The 24,703-nt window shown below is 59.7% G+C and carries 19 protein-coding genes; 10 read left to right on the top strand and 9 right to left on the bottom strand.

The window, feature by feature from the left end; all coding sequences use genetic code 11:
• The first annotated feature begins 10 nt into the window (after positions 1 to 10).
• Genes RB216_RS05455 through RB216_RS05445 form a run of 3 tightly spaced genes read left to right on the top strand, consistent with a single transcriptional unit; the run spans position 11 to position 4,141 of the window.
• Complete coding sequence (locus tag RB216_RS05455) at positions 11 to 940, top strand: cytochrome-c peroxidase (RefSeq protein ID WP_372514799.1); 930 nt, start codon at positions 11 to 13, stop codon at positions 938 to 940.
• 10 nt (positions 941 to 950) lie between these two features.
• Complete coding sequence (locus RB216_RS05450; protein WP_308908397.1) at positions 951 to 2,765, top strand: DAHL domain-containing sensor histidine kinase; 1,815 nt, start codon at positions 951 to 953, stop codon at positions 2,763 to 2,765.
• Positions 2,762 to 4,141 (top strand): ATP-binding protein, encoded by a 1,380-nt coding sequence (locus RB216_RS05445; protein ID WP_308908396.1) that lies wholly within the window; start codon positions 2,762 to 2,764, stop codon positions 4,139 to 4,141. Before RB216_RS05450 ends, RB216_RS05445 begins: the two co-directional genes overlap by 4 nt.
• Positions 4,142 to 4,161: 20 nt before the next feature.
• Here the strand turns inward: RB216_RS05445 and RB216_RS05440 are convergent, their stop codons facing one another.
• The 3 genes from RB216_RS05440 to RB216_RS05430 all read right to left on the bottom strand — a co-directional run bounded on the left by RB216_RS05440 (position 4,162) and on the right by RB216_RS05430 (position 6,803).
• A complete protein-coding gene (locus RB216_RS05440; protein ID WP_016970719.1) occupies positions 4,162 to 4,434 on the bottom strand; it encodes a type B 50S ribosomal protein L31 in 273 nt (90 codons plus the stop codon).
• Positions 4,435 to 4,535: 101 nt separating this feature from the next.
• Positions 4,536 to 5,861: an APC family permease gene (locus RB216_RS05435; protein ID WP_308908395.1), complete on the bottom strand. Its 1,326-nt coding sequence runs from the start codon at positions 5,859 to 5,861 to the stop codon at positions 4,536 to 4,538.
• A gap of 114 nt (positions 5,862 to 5,975) precedes the next feature.
• Positions 5,976 to 6,803 (bottom strand): carbon-nitrogen hydrolase family protein, encoded by an 828-nt coding sequence (locus tag RB216_RS05430; RefSeq protein ID WP_122686260.1) that lies wholly within the window; start codon positions 6,801 to 6,803, stop codon positions 5,976 to 5,978.
• Positions 6,804 to 6,896: 93 nt separating this feature from the next.
• Between RB216_RS05430 and RB216_RS05425 the strand changes: the two genes are divergently transcribed.
• The 5 genes from RB216_RS05425 to RB216_RS05405 all read left to right on the top strand — a co-directional run bounded on the left by RB216_RS05425 (position 6,897) and on the right by RB216_RS05405 (position 11,222).
• Complete coding sequence (locus RB216_RS05425; protein WP_028619028.1) at positions 6,897 to 7,658, top strand: helix-turn-helix transcriptional regulator; 762 nt, start codon at positions 6,897 to 6,899, stop codon at positions 7,656 to 7,658.
• A gap of 28 nt (positions 7,659 to 7,686) precedes the next feature.
• The gene (locus tag RB216_RS05420; protein WP_028619027.1) at positions 7,687 to 9,306 is read left to right on the top strand and encodes an FMN-binding glutamate synthase family protein; all 1,620 of its coding nucleotides are present in this window, start codon (positions 7,687 to 7,689) and stop codon (positions 9,304 to 9,306) included.
• A gap of 12 nt (positions 9,307 to 9,318) precedes the next feature.
• Positions 9,319 to 9,603: a putative quinol monooxygenase gene (locus RB216_RS05415; protein WP_028619026.1), complete on the top strand. Its 285-nt coding sequence runs from the start codon at positions 9,319 to 9,321 to the stop codon at positions 9,601 to 9,603.
• A 59-nt stretch (positions 9,604 to 9,662) separates the two neighbouring features.
• On the top strand, positions 9,663 to 9,959 hold the full coding sequence (locus RB216_RS05410; RefSeq protein WP_028619025.1) for a cupin domain-containing protein: 297 nt from the start codon (positions 9,663 to 9,665) through the stop codon (positions 9,957 to 9,959).
• Between the two features lie 132 nt (positions 9,960 to 10,091).
• A complete protein-coding gene (locus tag RB216_RS05405) occupies positions 10,092 to 11,222 on the top strand; it encodes an OpgC family protein (RefSeq protein ID WP_308908394.1) in 1,131 nt (376 codons plus the stop codon).
• 39 nt (positions 11,223 to 11,261) lie between these two features.
• On the opposite strand, the gene RB216_RS05400 is transcribed toward RB216_RS05405, so the two are convergent.
• The gene (locus RB216_RS05400) at positions 11,262 to 12,680 is read right to left on the bottom strand and encodes an amino acid permease (RefSeq protein ID WP_028619023.1); all 1,419 of its coding nucleotides are present in this window, start codon (positions 12,678 to 12,680) and stop codon (positions 11,262 to 11,264) included.
• Positions 12,681 to 13,319: 639 nt separating this feature from the next.
• Here RB216_RS05400 and RB216_RS05395 point away from each other — a divergent pair.
• Both RB216_RS05395 and RB216_RS05390 read left to right on the top strand, forming a co-directional pair.
• Positions 13,320 to 16,403 carry a transglycosylase domain-containing protein gene (locus RB216_RS05395; RefSeq protein WP_308908874.1) on the top strand — a complete coding sequence of 1,028 codons (3,084 nt, stop codon included), beginning with the start codon at positions 13,320 to 13,322 and terminating at the stop codon, positions 16,401 to 16,403.
• A 240-nt stretch (positions 16,404 to 16,643) separates the two neighbouring features.
• Complete coding sequence (locus tag RB216_RS05390) at positions 16,644 to 21,413, top strand: hypothetical protein (RefSeq protein ID WP_308908393.1); 4,770 nt, start codon at positions 16,644 to 16,646, stop codon at positions 21,411 to 21,413.
• Between the two features lie 485 nt (positions 21,414 to 21,898).
• Here the strand turns inward: RB216_RS05390 and RB216_RS05385 are convergent, their stop codons facing one another.
• The 5 genes from RB216_RS05385 to RB216_RS05365 form a co-directional block, all read right to left on the bottom strand.
• Positions 21,899 to 22,060, bottom strand: a complete 162-nt coding sequence (locus tag RB216_RS05385; RefSeq protein ID WP_305383737.1) for a hypothetical protein — start codon at positions 22,058 to 22,060, stop codon at positions 21,899 to 21,901.
• A gap of 48 nt (positions 22,061 to 22,108) precedes the next feature.
• A complete protein-coding gene (locus tag RB216_RS05380; protein WP_122814816.1) occupies positions 22,109 to 23,074 on the bottom strand; it encodes a fimbrial protein in 966 nt (321 codons plus the stop codon).
• Positions 23,075 to 23,154: 80 nt separating this feature from the next.
• On the bottom strand, positions 23,155 to 23,703 hold the full coding sequence (locus RB216_RS05375; RefSeq protein ID WP_308908392.1) for a fimbrial protein: 549 nt from the start codon (positions 23,701 to 23,703) through the stop codon (positions 23,155 to 23,157).
• Positions 23,704 to 23,714: 11 nt separating this feature from the next.
• Positions 23,715 to 24,194, bottom strand: coding sequence for a fimbrial protein (locus tag RB216_RS05370; RefSeq protein WP_308908391.1), 480 nt, complete (start codon positions 24,192 to 24,194; stop codon positions 23,715 to 23,717).
• 13 nt (positions 24,195 to 24,207) lie between these two features.
• Positions 24,208 to 24,693 carry a fimbrial protein gene (locus tag RB216_RS05365; protein WP_028619015.1) on the bottom strand — a complete coding sequence of 162 codons (486 nt, stop codon included), beginning with the start codon at positions 24,691 to 24,693 and terminating at the stop codon, positions 24,208 to 24,210.
• Positions 24,694 to 24,703: the final 10 nt, after the last annotated feature.

Here is a 24,703-nt window from a genome sequence, read left to right as displayed (position 1 = left end):
CGTCGTGTTCATGTTATGCCTGGGCTTGGGCATGCCTTTGATGGCCGCGCCGTTGGACGAAGCACTGAAACCTCTCCCCGCAGTTCCGATGTTGGACCCGGCCAAGGTTGAGCTGGGGCGCCAGCTGTTCAACGAGCCGCGTCTGTCGGTCAATAACACACTGTCCTGCGCCAGCTGCCATCGTCTGGAATCGGGAGGTGCCGACAACAAGCCATTTTCCATTGGCTTCGATGGCAAGCCCGTGGACATCAACACCCCGTCTGTCTTCAACGCCAGCCTGAACTTCAAACAGTTCTGGAATGGCCGCGTCGATACGCTGGAGGCACAGATCCAACAGGTAGTCATCAGCCCTGTGGAAATGGGCAGCGACTGGAAAACCGTGGTGCAGAACCTTTCCGCCCTGCCCGCCTACCAAGCGGCGTTCCAGCGGGCCTACCCCGATGGCGTCACCGCCGCCAACGTACAAAACGCCCTGGCCACTTATGAACGTACATTGCTGACGCCCAATTCGCGGTTCGACCAGTACTTGCTTGGCAACACCGATATTTTCACGATCCAGGAAAAATACGGCTACCAGCGCTTCAAGGACTATGGCTGCATCGCCTGCCACCAAGGCATCAATATCGGCGGCAATATGTTCCAGAAGTTCGGTGTGATGGGCGACTACTTCAAGGCACGCGGCAAAACGGTGGAGTCGGACCTGGGCCGCTATCTGCTGACCCAGGACGAAGAAGACCGACATGTGTTCAAGGTACCCAGCCTGCGCAACGTCGCCGCGACCGCGCCGTACTTCCACGATGCCTCGGCCAAGACCCTTGAGGAAGCGGTCGACGTCATGTTCAAGTATCAGTTGGGGCGCAATCCGTCCCAGGAGGACAAGGACCTGATCATCCAGTTTCTCAAGACCCTGAGCGGCGAATGGGCGGGCAAGCCTTTATGAGCATACCGTCATGACCCTTTCCCGCCGCCGTGCCGGCCAAGTGTTGCTGGGCCTGATGACCCTGCTGCTGGCGTCCACCCTGGTGTTTCTGTACCTCAAGTCTTCCCGTGACCAGACGGCTACCTATACCCAATCACGGGACCTGATCCGCCAGCTCCAGCAGCTCAATGCCCAATGGGACAGTGAAGTACTCAAGGCCAGGATCGCCCTCACCCACAATTATGACCCCCTGGTGGCACCGTTGCAGGAAATGACCCGGATCTGGGCCGATCTGGAAAACCGCGACTTCTACCACGACCCTGCGGACCTGCCTGGTTGGCAAGCCAATCGGGAAGCTTACCAAGCCGCGATCCAGGAAAAAGCCCGGTTGGTGGACCAGTTCAAATCCCACAACGCCGTGCTGCGCAACTCCCTGGCCTTTCTGCCGACCGCCGAAGATGACATCCAGGCCCAGTTCAATCGCTACGACGATGAAGGCCGCCTGCAACTGCACGATGTCGCCACCGATACCTACGACCTGTTGCTCAGCAGCCTGGAGTTCGCCCAGGTCACCAGCGACGACCGCGCCGCCGATATCCTGGTGGGCCTGGGCAAATTGGCGATCAACAAGGAGCGCCTGCCCCCTGAGTTTCAGGGGCCTGTCGAGATCCTCAGCAACCATATTTCGCTGATCCTGCGCGAGCAGCCGGTAGTCAACGGCCTGCTCGACCGGATTGCCGCCGTGCCGGTCGCCGAGCGTCTGGACGACTTGACGACCCACCTCAACCAGGATCAGCAAGCCGCCGACCTTGTCGATCACCAATACCATCGCTACCTGCTGATTTTCTCCACCCTGCTGGTGGGTTTGCTGCTTTACCTGGCGATGCGCCTGCTGCGCAGTTTCGCCGAGATCAACCGGGTCAACCGTGCCCTGCAAGCGGCGAACGAAACCCTGGAGCAACGGGTGGAACGCCGCACCCAACAACTCAAGGATGCCCAGAGCGAACTGCTCGACAGTGCTCGCCAGGCGGGCATGGCGGAGATCGCCACCAACGTGCTGCACAATGTGGGCAACGTACTCAACAGCGTGAATATCTCCGCCGATCTGGTCACTCGAAAGCTGCGCAGCAGCAAGGCACTGGGCCTGGGCCGGGCCGTGCAGTTGATCAACGAGCGCCAAGGTGACCTGGGCACCTTCTTCACCGAGGATGAAAAGGGCAAGCTGTTGCCGGGTTACTTGAATCAACTGGTCGACGCCATTGCGCTGGAACAACAAGGCATGACTGATGAACTGGCGCAATTGAGCAAGAGCGTCGACCACATCAAGGACATTGTCGCTACCCAACAACACTATGCCGGTGCCTCCACGCTGAAGGAGCCAGTGCACATCAGCGCCCTGATGGACGATGCCTTGCGCATGAACGCAGGGGCGCTGAGCCGGCACAACGTCACGGTGGTAAAACACTATGCCCAGGTGCCGGAAATCCTGGCGGATAAACACCGGTTGCTGCTGATCATGGTCAACCTGATCAGCAATGCCAAGTACGCGATGTCCAACCTCGTCGACCGGCCGCGGCAAATGACGCTTAAGGTCCAACCACGCGATGACGCAACCTTGCAAATCAGCGTGAAAGACGACGGCGAAGGCATACCGGCGGAAAACATGACCCGGATCTTCACCCACGGCTTTACCACCCGCAAGGAAGGCCACGGCTTCGGCCTGCACAGTTGCGCCCTCGCAGCGGTGGAAATGAATGGCCAACTGACCGCCCATAGCGACGGACCGGGCCTGGGCGCCATGTTTACCTTGACTATCCCTATGGTCCTTGCCGGAAACCCCACATGAACCAATCTCCTAACCGGCGTCTATTACTGATCGACGACACACCGTCGATTCACGATGATTTTCGCAAGATCCTGATGCCTGTCGTTGAAACCAACCAGGCGCTGGACGCTATGGAGTCGGCGCTGTTCGGCGACACGACAAAAGCCCGGGCCCCGGTGTTCGAACTGCATTCGGCCTATGGCGGAGAAGAAGGCCTGCAGTTGCTCGTCACGGCCATGGAGCGCAAACAGCCGTATGCCCTGGCCTTTGTCGACATGCGCATGCCCCAAGGCTGGGACGGCGCGAAAACCATAGAAGAACTGTGGAAAGTCGCTCCCGACCTGCAAGTGGTGATCTGTACCGCGTACTCGGACTATTCCTGGGAAGACCTGCTGGAGCGGCTGCACGCCCATGATCGGTTGCTGATACTGAAAAAACCCTTCGACAACATCGAAGTCCAGCAGATGGCCAACACCCTGGCCAACAAATGGGACATGGCCCGCCGCGCCTCGCTGCAAACCACCCACCTGGAGCAGTTGGTGGAACAGCGCACCCAAGCGCTGCAAATGGAGATTGACGAACGCAAGCACCTGGAAAGCCAATTGGTCCAGTCGGAGAAACTTGCGTCGCTGGGGCAGCTGGCAGCCGGTGTGGCCCATGAGATCAACAACCCGGTGGGGTTTATCTCGTCCAACCTCAGCACCCTGGACGGCTACTTCAACCAGCTGCAACAGATGCTGGATGCCTATCGACGTGCTGAAGCCTTGGTGACGCCACCGGAACAAAGCGAGCAGCTCAAAGCCATGCGCGTCGGCCTGGAACTGGACTTTCTCCAGGAAGACATTCCGGTCCTGATCAAGGAGTCCAAGGAAGGCATTGGTCGCGTGGTGCAGATCGTCAAAGACCTGAAAAACTTCTCGCGGGTGGACAACGAGCAGACATGGCAATTTGCCAACCTGCAACAGGGCATCGATTCGACATTGAACATCGTCGCCAGCGAACTCAAGTACAAAGCCGATGTAGTCAAACACTACGGCGCATTGCCAGAAATCGAGTGCCTGGCCTCACAGCTCAACCAAGTGGTGATGAATCTGGTGATCAACGCGGCGCAAGCCATGGGGCCAGAGCGCGGCACCATTACCATCAGCACTGGCGTGGACAGCGAGAACGTGTGGTTGGAAGTGGCAGACAACGGCTATGGGATCGCGCCGCAAACCCTGCAGAAAATCTTCGATCCGTTCTTCACCACCAAACCGGTGGGCGAAGGAACGGGGTTGGGGCTTTCGCTCTCTTACGGCATCGTTAAGAAACACCGTGGCGACATCTCCGTCAGCAGCGAGCTGGGCAAAGGGACAACGTTTCGGGTGGTGTTGCCGATTCGGCAAACGGCGGCGTAGGACACGCCGCCGAGTCGCGCTCATGCGTCGGCTTTTTTGGGGCTCGAACCGAACGAAGCGAAACGCTTGTTGAAGCCGGCAATCCGGCCCTCGGCCTGGGTCTTGCGCTGCTGGCCGGTGTAGATCGGGTGCGAGGCACTGGACACGTCCAGCGGGATGTAGGGGTAAGTGTTGCCATCACTGTGCTTGTGAGTGCGGTCGCTGTCGGCAGTGGAGCCGATCAGGAAGAACACGTCGGCGGCAGTGTCGTGAAACAGCACGGTGCGGTAGTCGGGATGGATACCAGCTTTCATAAGGCCTCCGGGGCGTTTGGATGCATTTGATGTGTTATATAGTAACACAAAATAGTGCACCCAAACGAGAACCGATTGCAATAAGAATAGGCCGGCAGCTTCTATGCGGCTTCCTGGAAGTCCATTTCCGGTGGCTGTCGGGAGAAGCCACGCGTGAGCACGCTCAGGTAAACCAGGCCGATCGCCAACCACACCAGGCCCAGGTAGATCGCCAAGTGATCGAGGCTGACCATCAGCCACAGGTCCGCCAGCAGGCCGATGAACGGGAACACCAGGAACAGGATCAATTCGCGCACGCCACGCTGCTTGGCGCCGAGCCAGTAGTGGAAGATCACCGACAGGTTGACCAGGCTAAACGCCAGGAATGCGCCGAAATTGATGAATGAAGTGGAGGTGGTCACGTCCAGCTTCAACGCCAGCAGCGCCACCACTGCACACAACAGGATGCTGTTGACTGGAGTGCCGAAGCGCGCATGCAGGCTGCCGAAGAACGACTTGGGCAACACACCGTCGCGGCCCATGGCAAACAACAGGCGCGAACCGCTGGCCTGGGCCGACAGCCCCGAGGCGAACTGGCCGACAATCAGGCCAATCAGGAAGATCGACACAAACAAGTCGCCACCGATATTGCGCGCGATTTCATACGCCGCCGAATCCACATTGCTGAACTCGAACGACGGATGGGCCACCTGCACAAAGTAGGACACCGCCACGAAGATCAGCCCGCCAATCAAGGTGATCAACATGATCGCCCGGGGGATGGTGCGACGTGGGTCGCGGGTTTCTTCGGTCAGTGTACTGACCGCGTCAAAGCCTAGGAACGAATAGCAGGCGATGGCCGCGCCGCTCATGATCAATGGCATGTGCATCTGGCCATTGAAGAAGGGGGCGATAGTCCACAGCGGCTTGCTTGCATCACCGCCGATGTAGTGAATGCACAGTGCGACAAAGGCAATCAGCACCAGGAATTGCACCAGCATCAGCAAGGCGTTGATGCCGTTGGCCAGTTTGAGGCCGACGATGTTAATGGCGCTGGTAACCCCGATGAATGCCAGCACCCAAACCCATTGCGGCACCGCCGGGAAGGCTGAGTTCAGGTACGCCGCACCAATCAGCCAGATGGCCATGGGCAAGAACAGATAGTCGAGCAATACCGCCCAACCGGCGACAAAACCGAGCTTGGGGCTGATGGCCTTGCGCACGTAGCTGTAGGCGGAACCGGCCACCGGAAACGCCGAAGCCATGCGCCCGTAGCTCATGGCGGTGAAAAACATCGCCACCAGCGCAGCCAGGTAAGCGGCGGGGACCATGCCCGCGGTGGATTGAGCCAGGATGCCGAAGGTGCCGAGCACAATGATCGGCGTCATATAGGCGATGCCAAACAGCACCACCGCCCCTAACGACAGGGTGCGTTGCAAACGAGCCATGGGTGATTCTCCGCGCAATTATTAGATTTATGGCAGAACTGAAGTCGGTGTTGCACACACTGTTTTTTAGAGTTATTACCCGTGGCGAGGGAGCTTGCTCCCTCGCCACGGGGGCTAGCGTTGAGCTTGTGGGATCAACAGCTCGCGCGCGCCATCGCTGCGCTCAATCACCTCTCCCGGCAATTTCATGCGCTGGTCGTCCAGGTAGCGGTAGTCCGTGCGAGCCGCCGCCAATTGGTCGAGATCCAGCTCAACCGCGAATTGCCCCTCCTCACGCCCCGCTTCAAACAGCAGCGTGCCGAACGGGTCCACCAACGCACTGCCGCCGGCAAACACCAGGTCACCATCGCCCGCTTCCACCCGGTTGACCATCAGCGCAAACGCCTGGTTTTCCTGGGCACGGGCCATGATCGCGGTGCGGTGGGTGGGACCGTACGGGTCCATGTTGCCGTTGGTGACGATCAGCAACTCAGCGCCCAATTGCGCCAGGGCACGGGCGGTTTCCGGGAACTCGATGTCGTAGCAGATCAACAGGCCTACGCGCAGACCGTTCCACATGCAGGTGGGGTAACGGTCACCGGGATTAAAGACGCCTCGTTCCAGCGGCCACAAATGGGTCTTGCGGTACCGTAGGGCGATACCGTCGGGGGTGATCAGCAAAGTGGTGTTGTAAAACTGGCCGCCGTCGAGTTCGGCAATGCCAATGACCACGGCGATATCACGTGCACAGGCGGCCTCGATAATGGCCTGCACGGTGGGACCGTCCAGCGGTTCGGCGATGTCGGCGACGGTCTCGGCCGTGGGGAAACCGGTCAGGTGAGTTTCCGGAAATACGATCAGTTGCGTATCGTCGGCGCACGCAGCAATTGCCGCCAAGGCGCGTTCAAGGTTGTAAGCTGTATCGTTATCACGACCGGCCAACTGGGCAAATTCGACCTTCATGGGTATTCCTTGTTCTTTATCTGTGCCGCAGTATGCGCAGCCACAACCCCCCAGGGAATCACGCGGCGGGGGTAACCCGATAGGGGTAGATCGATGACCATGTCGCTGCAAGACATCGCCTGGCACCGTGCGGTGGGGCAAATGATAGACGCGCTGGACCAGCCCAATTTCTGGACCCAACTGGTCCGATTGCTCGACCAGTACGTGCCGTGCGACAGCTGGGTGGCTCTGCTGTTCAGCAGCGAACACCGCCCGTTGGTGTTTGCCGAATGCCCAGGCGCCGACGGCACGCCGGACCAGCTGTTCCAGGACTACCTCAACGGCCTGTACCTGCTCGACCCCTTCTACATCGCCAGCCGCGAACACGCGCGCACGGGGCTTTTACGCCTGGCCGAAGTCGCGCCCGAGCACTTCGAACTCACCGAGTACTATCAGCGCTACTTCCGCCTGAACGTGGTTGCCGATGAAATCCAATTTAATTGCCATCTGCCGGATGGGCGTACCCTGTGCCTGTCGCTGGGCTCGAAGCAACGCTTCAATCCGCAGCAGATTGCCCTGCTGTCGCTGATTCAACCCTGGGTACTGAGCCTGCTGCGCCAACGCCTGCCCCATGAACTCAAGCAGGTCAGCACGCCGCAGCCGATCCAGAATGATGACTGGGGCGCGCAACTCACTGCCCGCGAACTGGATGTGGGCCGCTTGATGCTCAGCGGTTGCTCCAGCAAGGAAATCGCTCGTAAGCTGCAAATCTCTGTTGAAACCGTGAAAGTCCATAAGAAACACATCTACAGCAAGCTAGGGATCAAATCCCAGTCAGAGCTGTTCTCGATCTTTCTACAGGCGCAAAACGCCTAGCCGATGAGTCCGAACCAAGGAAAACCGTATGAGCCTGTCGTTACTAAGCCGTTACGCCTTCTTTGCCGTGTGCGTCATTTTCACCCTCGCAAGCCTTCCCTTTATCGAACATGAATGGCTGTGGCCGATCACCGTGGTCACGGGTGTGCTGAGCCTGATCGGTATCTTCGACCTGCTGCAAAGCCCCCACGCCGTGCGCCGTAACTACCCGATCCTGGGCAATATCCGTTACCTGGTGGAAGCCATCCGCCCGGAAATCCGCCAGTACCTGCTGGAGTCCGACAGCGACGCCCTGCCCTTCTCCCGGGCCCAGCGTTCACTGGTGTATTCGCGCGCCAAGAATGAAACCGCCGACAAACCCTTCGGCACCCTGATCGACGTGTACCAATCGGGCTTCGAATTTATCGGCCACTCCATGCGCCCGGCGCCGTTGAGCGACCCCAGCGCATTTCGCGTGATGGTCGGCGGCCCGCAATGCACGCAGCCGTACTCGGCATCGGTGTTCAATATCTCGGCGATGAGCTTTGGCTCGTTGAGCGCCAACGCGATTCGCGCGTTGAACCAAGGCGCCAAACTGGGCAACTTCGCCCACGACACCGGCGAAGGCAGTATCAGCCCCTACCACCGCGAAAACGGCGGCGACCTGACCTGGGAATTGGGCAGCGGCTACTTCGGCTGCCGCACCAGCGACGGCCGTTTTGACCCGGAACGTTTCGCCGTGCAGGCGCAGAACCCGCAAGTGCGCATGATCGAAATCAAGATGAGCCAGGGTGCCAAACCCGGCCATGGCGGGATTTTGCCCAAGCACAAGGTCACCCAGGAAATCGCCGATACACGCGGCATTATGATGGGCGAAGATTGCATCTCGCCGTCACGCCACAGCGCGTTTTCTACGCCGCTGGAACTGATGCAGTTCATCGCGCAACTGCGTGAGCTGTCCGGCGGCAAACCGGTGGGCTTCAAGTTCTGCCTGGGTCACCCATGGGAGTTCATGGGCATCGCCAAGGCCATGCTCGAAACCGGCATCCTCCCGGACTTTATCGTGGTGGACGGCAAAGAAGGCGGCACCGGTGCAGCGCCCGTGGAGTTTACCGACCATATCGGCGTGCCACTGCGCGAAGGCCTGCTGTTTGTGCACAACACCCTGGTGGGCCTGAACCTGCGCGACAAGATCAAACTCGGCGCCAGCGGCAAGATCGTCAGCGCATTCGATATCGCCAGCGTGCTGGCCATCGGCGCCGACTGGGCCAACTCGGCGCGCGGCTTTATGTTTGCCATCGGCTGCATTCAATCCCAGAGCTGCCACACCAATAAATGCCCGACCGGCGTCGCGACCCAAGACCCACTGCGCCAACGCGCCCTGGTGGTGCCGGACAAAGCCCAGCGCGTGTTCAACTTCCACCGCAACACACTCAAGGCCTTGGCGGAAATGCTCGCCGCCGCCGGTCTCGATCATCCATCGCAGTTATCGGCCAAACACTTGGTACGGCGCATGTCGGCAACCGAGATCAAGCTGTTTTCGCAACTGCATGTGTTCCTCAAACCCGGTGAGTTGCTGACCGGTGAAGTGAACGGTGAGTTTTACTCGCGCATGTGGCAGATGGCGCGAGCCGATAGTTTTGAACCCCATGAAGTGGCTGCCGCCTGAGGGAGCATTACCGTGTTGAAAGTCATCGCCGAAGATTTCATCAAGCCCGAACACCTGGAAACGGTGCGCCCCTGGTACGCAGAACTGGTGGAAAAAACCCGCCAGGAACCGCTGTGCATCGCCTACGATCTGTTTGTTGACCAAAAAGACCCGGGGCATTTTATCTTTGTCGAGCAATGGCCTGACCAGGCCGCACTCGATGTCCACTGTCAGACCGAACACTTCACCCGCCTGGTTCCGCAGATCAATGCGTATGAAGCCAAGCCGTGTAGGGTATTGTTGATGGATGCGTTTTAAACAATTTTTCCCCCGCTGAACCGGACCACCGACGGCATTGTTGAAACAAGGAGATTCACATGCCGCTACTCGACTTCGCCGCCATCGCTGGGCAACTGCCCGCCACATGGAAATCAACGCGCCTGGGCCAGGTCGGCCCGGCGCGGATCAAGGTGTTGCGCATGGATGAGCAGGCCTACGAAGAAGAAACCCACGACTACAACGAAGGTTTGCTGGTGATCAACGGGTGCTTGCGCCTGAGCATTGGTGATGCAGAAATCAGAGTGGGCGCGGGCCAGATGTATCTTGTCGAAGCGGGTATCGCCCATGGCGTACTTGCAGGCAGCCATGGCACTTTGGTTATCCTGGATGTATAGAGACATTCAGTAATACCCAACCTTTGCAATTACTTACAAATACCGCCAACCTGCGCCCGCCCGACGTGCGGCGTACGACAACACCCGCGTTCGCCTGTCATTACTAAACCCTTCGTACAAGAGCCCGCTGCCATGCTGAACGGACGCGACCCACGCATCGATTTTTTTCGGGGCCTGGCGTTGATCTTCATTTTCTGGGATCACGTCCCCCACAACCCCCTCGGCCAGATCACCCTGCGCAACATCGGATTCAGCGATGCGGCGGAGGTGTTTGTGTTCCTCGCCGGTTACGCCGCCGTACTGGCCTACGGCAAGATCCTGCAACGCGACGGCTACTGGATTGCCTCACTGAAAATCCTGCGTCGTACCTGGGTGTTGTACGTGGTGCATATCTTCTTGCTGGCGATGCTGATGGGCATCGTGTTCTTCGCCAATAGCCATGTCGAAACCCGCGACCTTGTCGAGGAGATGGGACTGACGCACTTCGTTACCCATCCGCAACAGGCCCTGACGGATGAGTTGCTGCTGCGCTTCAAGCCCAACCTGATGGACCCGTTGCCGCTGTATATCGTGCTGCTGGCCGGCTTGCCGCTGGTGTTGCCACTGATGCTGCGCAAGACCTGGATGGTAGTGGTCGGGTCAGCAACGATTTACCTGTTGGCCCCCTGGATGGGCTGGAACTTAAGGGCCATCGCCGATGGCGTGTGGTACTTCAACCCGGTCACCTGGCAATTTTTGTTTGTGCTGGGCGGCGCGGCGGCTATCCATGCGGGGAAGACACGTCCTGTGGACACTCGCCCGCTCCTGCACCGCCCCCTGTTCGTGACGGCGGCCCTGTACGTGATGGCTGCGGGGATCCTGACGCTGTCGTGGCGCTGGCCAGAGGTGCATGACGCTTGGATGCCCGCGCAGCTCAGCGACTGGCTCTACCCCATCAGCAAGACTGACCTGTCACCCGTGCGCCTGCTGCACTTCCTCGCGTTGGCCTATGTGACGGCCAAGTTGCTGCCGAGCCGTGCGTGGACCGAAAACGGGTTGGCGCAGCACACCTGTCGCATGGGCCGTTACTCGCTGGAAGTGTTTTGCCTTGGCGTGGTGCTCGCGCCACTCGCGGACATGATCAATGCATTGGCAGGCGATGCATTCGCCATGCAAATACTGACGGCAGTTGCTGGCGCGGCATTGATGGTGATGCTGGCTGCGTGGCTGGAATTCAACAAACGACTGGATCAGTCGCTCAAATTGGCGGCACAGCCGCAGTAGGCAGCATGGCCCGTTGCGCGCAACGGGCCATTCCCAGTATCAGGCCGAACGCGCCGAAGGCGAGGCCAGGTTGGTGGGTTGCAGCTTGAACACGTAGAACAACACCGTCAGCAGCACCAGGAACGCAGGCCCCACATACAGCGCCACTCGGGTATCCGGGAAGTACGCCATCAGGCCAACTACCAGCACCAGGAATGCCAGCGCCAGGTAGGAACTGACCGGGAACAACCACATGCGGTACTTGAGCCCTGCCCGTTCGGCCGGGCTCAGGCCCTTACGGAACTTGAGCTGGGCCAGCAGGATCATCAGCCAGGTCCAGATTGCGCCGAAGGTGGCGATGGACGTCACCCATACGAAGACTTTCTCCGGCACCCAGTAGTTGAGCAACACGCCCAGCAGCAACGCAAAGATCGACAGCAGTAGTGCCTTGCGCGGTACACCATTGCTCGACGTCTTGGCGAAGGTCGCTGGTGCCTGGCCGTTCTGCGCCAGGCTGTAGAGCATGCGCCCGGTGCTGAAGATGCCACCGTTGCAGGACGACAGTGCCGCAGTGATCACCACAAAGTTGATGATACCGGCGGCGGTCTTGATGCCCAGGCGCTCGAACGTCATCACGAATGGGCTGCCCTGGGTGCCGATTTCATTCCAGGGATAGATCGACAGAATCACGAACAATGCGCCCACGTAGAACAGCAGAATGCGCCAGAACACCGAGCCGATGGCACTCGGAATGGTCTTCTGCGGGTTCTTCGCTTCACCGGCAGTGAGGCCGATCATCTCTACACCCAGGTAGGCGAACATCACCATTTGCAAAGACATCAACACGCCTTGCACGCCATTGGGCATAAAGCCGCCATGGGCCCACAAGTTGGAAATACCCAGCGCCACGCCATCATTGCCAAAGCCGAACGCAATAATGCCGACGCCGCCGATCACCATCGCAATGATGGTGACGATCTTGATCAGCGCGAACCAGAACTCGAACTCACCAAAGGCCTTGACCGCGATCAGGTTGATGCTGCCCATGCTGATCAGCGCCGCCAGGGCCCAGATCCAGCGCGGCGTGTCGGGGAACCACACGCCCATGTACACGGCCACGGCGGTGATTTCCGCCACGCAGGTCACCAGCCACAGGAACCAATAGTTCCAGCCGGTCAGAAAGCCCGCCAACGGGCCGAGATAGTCTTGGGCGTAACGGCTGAACGAGCCGGCGACGGGGTTGTGCACCGCCATTTCGCCAAGGGCGCGCATGATCACCAGGATCGCCAGGCCGCCAATGATGTAGGAAAGCATGATCGCCGGGCCGGCCATTTCAATGGCCTTGGCCGAGCCCAGGAACAGGCCGACACCGATGCAGGCGCCGAGAGCCATCAGGCGAATATGCCGTTCGCCCAGTTCACGTTTCAGCGGGCCGCCCTGAGCGGTCTCGCCATGGGGCAGGTGGTTGCCAACTGGCATAAGGGTACAACCTCGTCTTGTTATTGGATTGAGCCACTGGGTGCCGGAGGTCATGACGGGTCGGTCATGACGCCTTTACACCGGGCTCGCCTCATGGGCCAGCCCTTCTGGCGGGGCCAGATCAGCGGGGGTGCAGTATAAAAAGCTCAACCCAGGGATTTTCACTCAATAAACGGCAAGATTCAGCGAGAAGTCTCGGCAAAAGCCGCTTTTGCGGAGGAGCTTTACCTGGACAGCGTAGGAATCGTCGCCGATAAACGGGCGCCGAGTATTGCACAGCGAGGGTGCAGCGTCATTGCAACGGCCGCCACGTCTCACCACCACCCTTGCCACAATGTTGTGTCGAAGGACAGGCGCCTGGCCATGCCCGCTGGTTTCGAGCTGTCGTACATCAGTGCCAGCAAGCCATCCGCCAAATTGCCGCCCTGCAAAAAACCACCGTACTGACGGGCTGCGTTCACGTGGCGGTAAACAGTGTTCCTCCAGACCACACGCTGACTGGAGACCCGTTCCCCCATAAATGGACCAAAGCCTCAAACAGCAAATCCGCTAGGCGCAAGACAAATTCCTTGACCACGCCCAGCAGCGTCTAAGCTTTCACATACGTCCGATCAATCTGCGTGAATGGCTCAATCGACTATGGGCGCTTTATGGCAAACCGATTCGAACAGGGCTGCGTTAGCAACCGACAGCCCGGATCAACCGCCGTTGCCACAAAGCCCCCGCTCGCGAAGGCTGTGGTGGCGGCTGGTGTGGCTGATACTGTTGATCGCCCTGGCAGCACTGTGCTGGGCCGCCAGTCAGGAAATGCGCACCTCCCGCCTGCAGGCCGAGTACCTCAGCCCGTTGGCGGCGGCGCTGAGCTATGAGGTCACACCCGGCACCAGCGAGGCCGTGGTTTATCCGGGCGATGGTCCCTTCGACAAGCGCCTGGGCTACAGCGACCTGGATGAGTTCCTGCCGCGCCTGCTCAAGCGCAACTACCTGGTCCAGGCACAGGCGCGCTTCTCACCGGCGTTGATGGATTACGCGCAGCGGGGGCTGTTCGTGCCCTACGCAGAAAAAGTCCAGGCCGGCCTGAGCATCACCGATTGCCGCGCTACGCCGCTGTACAGTTTCACCTACCCGCAACAGCTCTATGCCAACTTCGCCGCGATCCCGCCGCTGGTGGTGCAAAGCCTGCTGTTTATCGAAGACCGCGACCTGCTGGACCCCAAGCAACCCATGGCCAATCCGGCGGTCGACTGGCCGCGCTTTGCCAAAGCGGCCTGGTCGCAGGTGGCCAAACTGCTGCATTTGCCCGGGCAAACCGCCGGTGGCAGTACCCTGGCCACGCAGCTCGAAAAGTACCGCCATTCGCCCGATGGCCTGACGCTGTCCGGTGGCGAAAAAATCCGCCAGATGCTTTCCGCGAGCGTCAGGGCTTACCAGGCCGGGCCCAATACCTTGGGCAGCCGGGAAAATATCCTGCGTGATTACCTCAACAGCGTGCCGCTGTCGGCGGTGCCTGGGCACGGTGAAGTACACGGCCTGGCCGAGGGGTTGCGGGTGTGGTTCGGCGCAGACTTCAATCAGGTCAACCGCGCCTTGAGTGACACCGAGCAAGACCCGAAGCGTCTGGCCGAACGCGGGCTGGCGCTGCGCCAAGTGCTGGCGTTGATGATCGCCCAGCGTCGCCCCTCCCACTACCTCAACAAGGGCCGCGAGGAGCTGGCGCAATTGACCGACAGCCATATCCGCCTGCTGGCGCAGAACGGCATCCTCCCGGCCGGTTTATCCTCCGCAGCCCTCGCCAGCCACCTGGGCTACCGCGATTGGCAGCAGCAGCCGACGATCCAACCGGTGGAAACAGACAAAGCGATCAACGTCGCCCGCAGCCGCCTGGCCAGCCTGCTCAACCGCTCGCTGTATGACCTCGACCGCCTCGACCTGTCGGCCACCAGCACCCTGCAATCGGCGCTGCAACGCCAGACTACCGATTACCTCAAGCACCTCGCCGACCCGACGTTCGCCGCAAAAATGGGCCTGCTCGGCCCGCGCCTGCTCACGCCGCAAAGCACGCCTCAGGTGCGTTATAGCTTCACCCTGTTCGAACTCACGCCCGACGGCGCACGCGTGCGGGTGCAAACCGACAACACCGACCAGCCGTTCGATATCAACGAAGGCAGCAAGCTAGAACTGGGTTCCACCGCCAAGCTGCGGGTGCTGACCACTTACCTGCAAATCATCAACGAACTGCATGAGCGCTACAGTGCAAAAACACCCGCCGAGTTGAAAAGAGTCGAAGTGCCCGAGCAAGACCCACTGTCGCGCTGGGCGCTGGATTATCTGCTGCGCAACAGCGACCGCGACCTGTCGAAGATGCTCGATGCCGCTCTCAACCGCACGTATTCCGCCAGCCCCGGCGAAGCCTTTTTCACCGGCGGCGGCCTGCACCGCTTTCATAACTTTCGCAACGAAGATAACAGCCGCAACCCGACCCTGCGCGATGCCCTGCGCGAGTCGATCAACCTGCCGTTCATTCGCCTGATGCGCGACCTGGTGCGCTACACCACCTACTCCGGCGAAGACAACAGCGCGCGCCTGCTCAAGGACGACAACGACCCGCGCCGCCAGGAATACCTGGCCAAATTCGCCGACCACGAAGGCACCGCGTTCCTGCTCAAGTTCTGGAAAAAATACCGCAACAAGGACACCCAGACGCGCCTCGACACGTTCATGGACAGCCTGCACCCCACCGCGATTCGCCTGGCGGCGGTGCACCGCTACCTGTTGCCCCAGGCCAGCCAGGAGAGTTTCAATCGCTTCGTACGTTCACACCTGAAAAACGCCGAAAAACTCACCGATGCACGTCTGCAAACGCTCTACCAAAGCTACGGCCCCGGCGCCTACGACCTGCCGGACCAAGGCTATATCGCCAAGGTGCATCCGCTGGACTTGTGGCTGTTGGGCTATTTGCTCAACCACCCTGAAGCGACCTTTGGCGAGGTGGTCAAGGCCAGCGAATTCGAGCGCCAGGAAGTCTACAGCTGGCTGTTCAAAAGTCGCCATCAGAGCGCCCGTGACAGCCGGATTCGCACCATGCTGGAGATCGAAGCGTTCCTGGAAATCCATGAGCGCTGGAAGGCCGTGGGTTACCCGTTCGACCATTTGGTACCGTCACTGGCCACTGCCATCGGCAGCTCAGGCGACCGCCCCGCTGCGCTCGCCGAACTGATGGGGATTATCCTCAACGATGGTGTGCGCCTGCCGGTACTGCGTATCGACAGCCTGCAGTTTGCCGAGGGCACCCCCTATGAAACGCGTGTGATCAACGCCCCGAATCGCGGGAAGCACGTGATCTCCAGCGAAGTCGCCAGCGCCTTGCGCGGAGCGCTGTCGCAAGTAGTGGACGCGGGCACCGCCAAACGCGTGGCCGGCAGCTTCACGCTGGCGGACGGCACACCGCTGGCCATGGGTGGCAAGACCGGCACCGGCGATAACCGCATCCAAGCCATGAGTACCGGCGGGCACATTCTCAATTCCAAATCCATCAACCGCACGGCAACCTTTGTGTTCTACATCGGCGAACACCACTTCGGCACACTGACCGCCTTTGTCCCGGGCACCTCCGCCCAGCACTTCACCTTCACGTCGGCGTTGCCGGTACAGGTGCTCAAAGGGATGGCGCCGATTCTCTACCCACTACTGCAACCTCGGGGTTCCGCCACGTGCCTGCGGTAAGAGGAAGGGATCACGTAGTGCTTATTTAGACCTGACGCTCGCTCGACGCCCATTAGTCTGGGCATCAGCGTGCGGCCCCTTCCCTGACACCGGCCTGCACGATTCTCCCTATCGCGACAGGAAACCCGCGCTATGCCTTCACAGCCCCAACCTTCTACCGAAGACCTGATACGCCGTGCGTCAGTGTGTATCACCGCCATCGAGCACCTGCTGGACGCACAGCCAGACCTGACGACGGTCATGGCCACCGAACTGCGCCAGGCATTGGCAAAACGTGTGCCTGCCAGTACACCGAACCCGGATATGGTTTATCTCAACGAGTACGTTTACGACACTGCGTCGCAGGCAGATCAAGACAGCACCGCACGGACACCCCGCATCACCCGCGCACGCAATCTGACCCAGGTGCTTCAAGAGACGATTGCCACCCAAAACATGCCGACCGCGCTGACCAAGGAGCCGGAAACCGGCGCCATCAACCAGGCAGTCGGATTCTATGCAAATGCCAACGGCGCCGGCCGCAGCAATGAGATGGCGCCGTTGGAAGTCGCAGCAGTCAATCAGTTGATCAGTGATCTGCAACTCAACTGCCAGACGCTGTACTTGAACAGTCTCAGGGCGTTCTGGTCATCGCCCCACGCGAGTACGGGTGCACTGAGTGTCCTGGAGGCTGTGAGTCAAAAGCAGCGTGAGGTATTTACGCTGGAGGCGGACCTGAAACTGCAGGATGCTCGGCAACAGCTCAGCCAAGCCGAGCAAACCCTAAAGAAAACGCCTGAGGATACCCACGCGCAAGCGGCCGTCACCACGGCCCAGTCACACCTGGAGGTGGTGATCGAAGGCCGACAACTAATCGAAAACTGCGTGCTCCATGAGACCACGAACAACGCCACACCGCCGCTCATACTCGGCCTCACGCTGGAATTGACCGACCAGCCTGAATGGGCCGCACCACTCAATGGCTGCTTCGTACTCACCGAGCACCTGCATGGGACACGACCGACCGTCCTGTATACCCCGCAATTCGGCGTTGAGTTCTTCATGAATTTCTCCACCCTGGAAAATACCTTGCGCCTACGCCTGGTGAGAAGCGACGAAAGAACCGTGTTGCTCGCCAACATCCTCGCCAGCGAACGCTCGGCTGCCACCGACGCGTTAAGAAGTCGGCAGGCACTCACCTATCCCTCGATCACCGGCCCGGTATTCAGTGCATGCCTGCACGCCCAACGTCGCCAGCAAGAGGCCGATATCGAACAGGCCTTCGGTGCGTCCCACACCACGTTCGAAACCCTGGCAGCCAGCGTACGGACCGCCCTGGCACTGCCCCTCAAGGGCAACCCTGGGCTGATCGCCCGCATGCCCGAATCGCCCGACCTGACACGCGCCTCTCCCGTCCCACTGACCTTGCCGGACGTTGGGCAACAAACGCACCTGATACAACAGTGGAACTCTCTTAACCAACAACTCGACCAGGTACTGGAAAAGGACAAACATCCCTCGCTGGGCGGTGTGCTGACGTCGCTGCTCAAAGAAACCTACCCAGATCTGCCGGCCGACACCGAGTTGCACAGCCTGTATGTCAACCGCTACCTCATTGACAGCGATGGCCTGCGTCATTTTGAGTCTTCCCGCCCATTGATCGAGGCGGTGTGTACCTTGTTGCTTTGGGACAACCCCGCAGAGCAAGCGTACGAGGATCAAACAGCACAAGAAGAGAGCACCGCCACGCTCGACACGTTCGCCGAAAGCGTCTTCAGCAGCCCGACCGCTTTCAACGAAGTCGACCAGTTGGCCCAGACCGGCACATTGCTGGAACTGGCTCACACCCTACAAACACGACTGGCCGAGCAGATCACCACCTATTGGCGTACGCCGATAGCGCCGGATTTGGTCTGCCCACAGGTTCGGCTGATCGATGTCCAGCGCCAGGTCCTGGAGATACAGGCACGCCTGCGCGTGGCCGACAATACCCTGAGCCCACAAGCCAAATTGCTGATTGATCGTGCCCTGCGTTACCCGACCCAGGCCCGACGTGAAGCACGCTTCCGCCATGGCAACCGCCCCGGCGTGTATCAGTTGACCGTCGACACTGGCTCCGCCGCGCGTGCGCGTATGGCCGCCAGCTTCGTTCTGACCCTGGATGACGGCTCCAGCCCTGTCGCTCCCCATTGGCCCCATGGGCACAAAAACCTCAGTACTTACAGTGCCGGGGTTGGCGCGGTAGTGCTGTATACCCCGGACATGGGGTTTGAAGAATGTGCGTCCCTGCAAGTCCTGCATGACACGCTGAAAGCCCGCATCAACGCTGGCGAAGACGCCGGCAGGTTGTGTATCAGCGGCTTGCCGCTGGCGGTTCAGCATGGCAAAACCGGGCTGTGGGGCAACGACCTGAGTACCACTTATGCGCCGATAACCGACGACTTCGTGGCTGACGGCATCCAGGCGCTGCTCGACAAACAGCAGTCCGACATCGAGACCATTCTGGGCCTGACGGAGGGCGAATCGGACAATGAAAAAAATGGCCGCGTGGAACTGGCCGAACTGTTGGATTTGGCCGGGCCATTTATGGCGCGCAACCGACTGCTGAAGCAACACTGGCGGCCAGACTGGGAAAAGCGCTTGAGCTCGGCGGACCAGAAGGCTCTGCAAGACCAGGCCGACACCACCCAGGCCAAACAGGATGAACTGACCAAGCAATGGCAAGCGCTTATTCCGACATTGGCCGAGTATGCAAAGCGACAGGTACTGACAAAGATTCGCGCCTTCCTGACCGAAAAAGGCCAGGACTATCCCGAACAGGGCATCGACCCGGACAAGACGATAGTCACCCAGACCACCCGAACACGGGTCGTAGCCGATGGAGGAGGTTTTGGAACTGCGCATACCAGTTCCACGAGCAAGCGGATGAGCCTGACCAACCTGCTGTTGAAAAACACCAAACCCTGGGAAAAGAGCCTCACCTGGGTCGAAAACGACGATCTGGATGCCACACTGACCACCCCCCAAGGGAACTGGGTGCGCGATACGCGTGGGCGTCCCATCAGCTTGGACAAACAACGCCTTGAGCTGTGGGTCAAGGACCTGAATGTTGGCCACCAGTACACGCAAAACGTGCTCGAGAAATACCTCGCCCCGCAGGCTACGGCAACCGAGGCCCGCGCCTTGAGACAGGCGTGGCGCGCGAGCCAGGCATCCGTTATTGACTATGCGGCCCTTTCGGCCCGGTTGAATCCTGATATCTACCTCAGGGAAACACACAGTGCCCCCAAGCAAAAGAAAGCAGCCGCTTGGATGGCGGCGGTGCAGGCCGCTCCAAACCCCGCGACACGCCCACGGGTCGACGGACACGCAGTGATCGCCAATGCGCTGATGTTCAACCCGTCCAGCGACGCCCCCGAAGGCCGTGGTGGACAAACCGTAAATGGCGTTCTGATTCTCTCCACCGCTGCCGATGACATGCGCGTACTGTATACCCCGCATGCGCCCGACGGTTTGGAGCTAAGGGAACTGGCCAGCGAGGCTGAACTGATCCGGCTGATGCAGGGCTCCGCCTGGCAGGATTATCTTCGCGCACGCGTACCGGCCGATACACGCTTGCTCAATTCGCGCCTGGCCGCACACCAAGGCGACGTCTGGGCCGGGCTATACCGGCAGAACTATCTTTACCTGCTGAACAAAGCCGACGAGCAAAGCGTGACTAACGAAGAGCTGAACGCCCAGTCCACCCTCAATAAAGTGCTGTTCGGCGTTGAAGTGGTAACCACCGTACTGAGCGGGCTTCCCTGGAGCGGGCAACTGGCCTCTTCAGCCTCCAGGTTCGTCGGCCGGGTCGGGCGCACCACGGTCCATGCCTTGCGCAGCCTGGGGCAAAGCGCGGCGGGGCTTGTCGTACGTCGCGGGCCACGCGCACTCATGCTGTTTGAACTTGCAAAGGCCACCACCACGGTCGCCGGAGTGACACGCACGGCCAGCCTGGGTATCAAGCCACTGCCCATGCTACTGAGGCCAGCGAGAAACATACGGCGACCGAACCTGGCGAAATACCAGAAAGACTTCCAGCAAGAAAGCTCCCGCCTGCTGGTGAAAAATGGCATCCCGCCAGGAGCCGAACTGGCGGAAGGTACAGGCATTTATCGAGTCCCCGGCTCGCCACCCACCTATCTGGTACGCGGCGTCGGTGAAAAGGGCAAAGAGCAGGTGTTTCGCATTCAGAACGCTTTCAACGTCTATGACCGCAATGGCTTGGTCGCCCCCGTGCTCACTCCCTCTGGAGGCTTGACCCCGTTCCGGTTGCGGCGCCTGCCGAACAAACAGTGGGAATTGGACACATGGCAACGCGCGCCCGGCGGCGGACCAAAAAGCGACAACAGAGTAATCGAAGCACTTAGAGAATGGGACGCACACGTCAAAGCCAACGCGGCGTTGCCCAACCCGGCCACCACGCTGGACCCAGCCGCTTTTTTCAATAGTCGCAATATCACGTACAACTCGTGGAACAAGTTTGTAATGTCAGGCGGCACAATTACCGAACGGGGCAAGGCGCGGCTCAATCCTGAGACGTTTAAACACCTGTCAGACAAACTGTTCATGAAATGGGTAAACATGAAGCAGCCGACCAAAACAGCTGCAGCTGAATTTGCGAAATTACATAACATTCGTCCAGAGCGTATAACCATTTTCGTGGACGCGAAGAAAGGGACGTTGAACAACCTTGGCAAGGCCCGTTTGGACAGACTGACAAAACCCTCCGACGGATTTTTCACCCGCGTCACCGACAAGCATTATCAAGACTGGTATCAGTTGGCCCTTCGACCGGAGAACCAGAACAGTGCCGCGGCCTGGAAATTTGCCGTTGACCGGGGCCTCCACCCCTCTTCCTGGAGCAAATACGTGAAGTCCGACGGCACCTTCAATATGGCTATTCCTACTGTTGCGGACCGCGTCAACCGACTGGGACTTGGCGTCCCGATAGACTTGACGATTCCGGGCCCGTCCAAGCCTCCAGTCTGATCCACAAGGCTGTTGATTGAAGGAGCGAGCTTGCTCGCTCCACGCTGGCAAACCCGAGCTTCACCCTCAAGGATAAAGGGTCGCAAACGGCCATGCGCACCTACACACCTCGGCGGTGTGACCTGATCATTGATGATGAAACGGCGATCCCGCCATCTCGCGCCGCCAGGCAACTAGCCCCTCTGCCCGTTGGCGGTACTCGGGTAGGGCGGCTACACCTCGGAGTCCCAAATTACTGTGACATTGCCTTCATAGGGGCTGGCGACAGCGGGTTGCAGCATGTCCTCGACATATTCACGGTGGCTGCCGTTGTGGTGCCGGGCAGGCCCAGCAGCAACCCACTTACCAGCGCCGCGCCGGTGAGCTGCATCAGCCTGCTCGCTGTCCAGGTGCTCAAACGCTGTACTCCGTTCATGGGCGCAACGCATCGAAAATAATCTGTACATTGCCAAAATACTGGCCCGGCACATAACCGTCATCGAGCTTCAACGCGGCGATTTCCAGCAGCAGCGTTTGCCATTTTTCGCCTCACCTTCCTCCACTACCCGCTGAGGGCTGAGGCCCTGCGCTTGTTGATTGAAGATGACCTTCAGCGCAATCGTGTTGGCACCGTTGGACAGCATCGGCTCGTAGGCAAGGGTGCTCATCGCACTGGCTCCATGCGCATGGGAAGGGGCATCAGCCTAACGGGAGCGTCAGGGCACGCCCATCACCAGTACACCACTGCCACTGATGGGCCCGGCGGCAGGTAGCGACCCGGGTCTTCGAACAAGCGTAAACGTCACGTCGTCGCCGCCAACACTGTTGGTAATACGGGTGAGGAACGAACCGTTGACTTGAACCGCAGACCCCGCACGAACAAGAGCCGTGCCTACGTCCGGATTGGTCATTGTCAACAGGTGTGTGTTGAACGATGACGGGGTGCCTTTGTAGGAGATGGTTATCGGTGTGGTAATCCCGCCGTCCGGGCAAGTGTAGGTAAGCCTGCGGTCGACGCGAATGGTGGTTGTCAGCGGGTCGGTGCCGATTCCGCGCTGGTGCACGTTGCCGAAGTTGATCTCGATCGGGTTGTTATTGTTGATCGTGCACGCCGAGGGGGAGACGGTGAAGTTGTTGGCGGCAATGTACCTGACCGAGATGCTCGCGACACTTGCGTCGTAGTTGTTCGTGGCGGCGAGACGTAGCGTCCCGAGCATATCCCCGGTTCGAATATCGATTGGGTTGGCCGGATCGTTGCGCACCAGAATATAGGGCGTAACGTCGACCGGATAACCACGCAAGTCGTCAGGCAGCGTGGCGACCCGAATACCATGCGCAATAGGAATATTGTAGTGCCCACCTAGGATTCGCAAACCAGCGCCCTGATTGGCGAATTTTGGACCCGGTATCCAGGGCGTTCCTGTCGCGCTGCCGGTCGCCCAGAAATCCACCCGCGAGGTCGGGGTCTGCGAGTCTCTGGAGAATCCACATTCAAGTCGTGCCCCCTCCATCGTGATCCGCGTACGGTCTGCGGCCAGGGTAACGGTCACAGGAACTTGTAGAGGGAGTTCTCCAACAATCTCGGCCCACGGCCCACCATTCACACGGCATCTGGCTGCATTTGCGGTCGCAGTGAACGAAATCAGGACGAGCAGCGTCATGACGCCATAAAGTCGTTTCATTTTGATCTCTCGTTGCTCCTCTACCCTGGCGTGCGTAGTGAACAGCCGCCCAGGCGAGGGTTAAGGTTTGTCTGAGGCGCTTACGGATAGTCCAACGTAAACGTGGAGGTCACCGTAAAGGTGCCGTGCCCGATGGTTTGATCGCTGATGGCCTGCGGCTCGCCCTGCACGTAGGCCTTGAGCTCGATCACATTGCTGCCATTGCTCAACACCTGTTCATCGCTGACGGCATTCAGAGGCAATGGCGTGTTGCTTGGCGTCTCCAAGCCGACCCCGATACCCGAGGCGCCACTGCCACCATCCAGCGCGAACAGCCCCGGTAGCGCGGTGTTTTCCCTGCCGCCGAACTGGATAGTGACCGTGTTGCTAATCGTGGTGTCGCAGTCCTCCAGGTGCAGCTTGAAATCCCTGCCTTGTGAACGTGTGTTGAGGTAGAGGTGCTTGCTGGTCACGTCCCAGAGTTCGAAGGTGATTGCCTCGTCACCGGGACGCAGGGTGCAGGCTTGTTCAACCAGGTTGCCCTTGAAGCTCAGGTTGTCCGCCGCTTGTGCCTCGGGCATCAGCCCGCAGGTCAGCAGTAACGCCAGCCCGGCACATGACCAAGCCTTATGAACCTTTTCATGTCGCATAGACTCAGCTCCTACTCGTACTCGGCCAACAACGTGGCCACTGCTGCGAACCTCGCGGGGACCAGCGTTGCACCGGGCTGTTTGACCGGCACCACTTCCAATACCGGCGGTGTTGGCAGGGATATGTCCAAGCGCGTATTGAGTGGAAACGGCACGTTGTTCTGATACACCCGGATGCCCAGCGCAGGCACATTGGTCTGCACCGCTGAGGCGTCATACGGCGTTGGTGTACCGTTTACGCTCAGCTTCAGTTCCCACGGCAGCGTGGCCGGGCCGCAGCTGATGGTGTAAGCGATCCCCCTGCGGTACTTCACACCGTCGACGCGCTTGACCCCGACATCTCCGAAATCCACTTCAATCGTGTTTCCGGCGTCAATCGTGCAGGGCGGCGGCTCGTTCAGCGTCCCGCTAAAGGTCAGGTTGGCCGACGCACCGCTGCACAGGCCGATGGAGCACAAGGCGAGCAACGCTCGTGGCTGCCAAAAGGTCATTGATCATTCCTCTTCATTGATAGTCGACCACCAGGGTGGCGGTCGCATCAAAGGCCCCTCCCGTCAGTGTGCTGCCCGCGCGCTTGACGGGCACCGCCTGCACCACCGGAAAGTTTGGATAGGTAAAATTCACGGCAGTATTGAGCGGCCAGTCGGCACCGTTCACGAACAGCTTTACGCCAAGGTCCGGCTTGCGGGTCACGAGCACGCGGTCATCAAACGCAGCACCCGTGCCCTTGAGTTCCAGGGTCAAGGCGTTGCTGAAAGGCGAATCACAGGTGACGGTATAGGGCACGCCACGGCGGTAATTCACCCCGTCGACCCGTGACGTCAGCAGGTCATTGCCAAACGGCACATCAAGGGTCGTGCCGCTGTTGATGACGCACGGCGGCGGCGCGATGATGACCGCACGGATAGTCAAATTGGTGTTGTTGGCCTGCACACCTTGGCTGACAGCCCACAGCAGGCCGCCACCAAAAAGCAGGGTTAACTTAGCCATCGTTCTGCCC

This window comes from Pseudomonas canadensis (assembly GCF_030980095.1).
GTDB classification, from domain to species: Bacteria; Pseudomonadota; Gammaproteobacteria; order Pseudomonadales; family Pseudomonadaceae; genus Aquipseudomonas; species Aquipseudomonas canadensis.
This window is presented reverse-complemented; position numbering and strand designations above follow the sequence as displayed.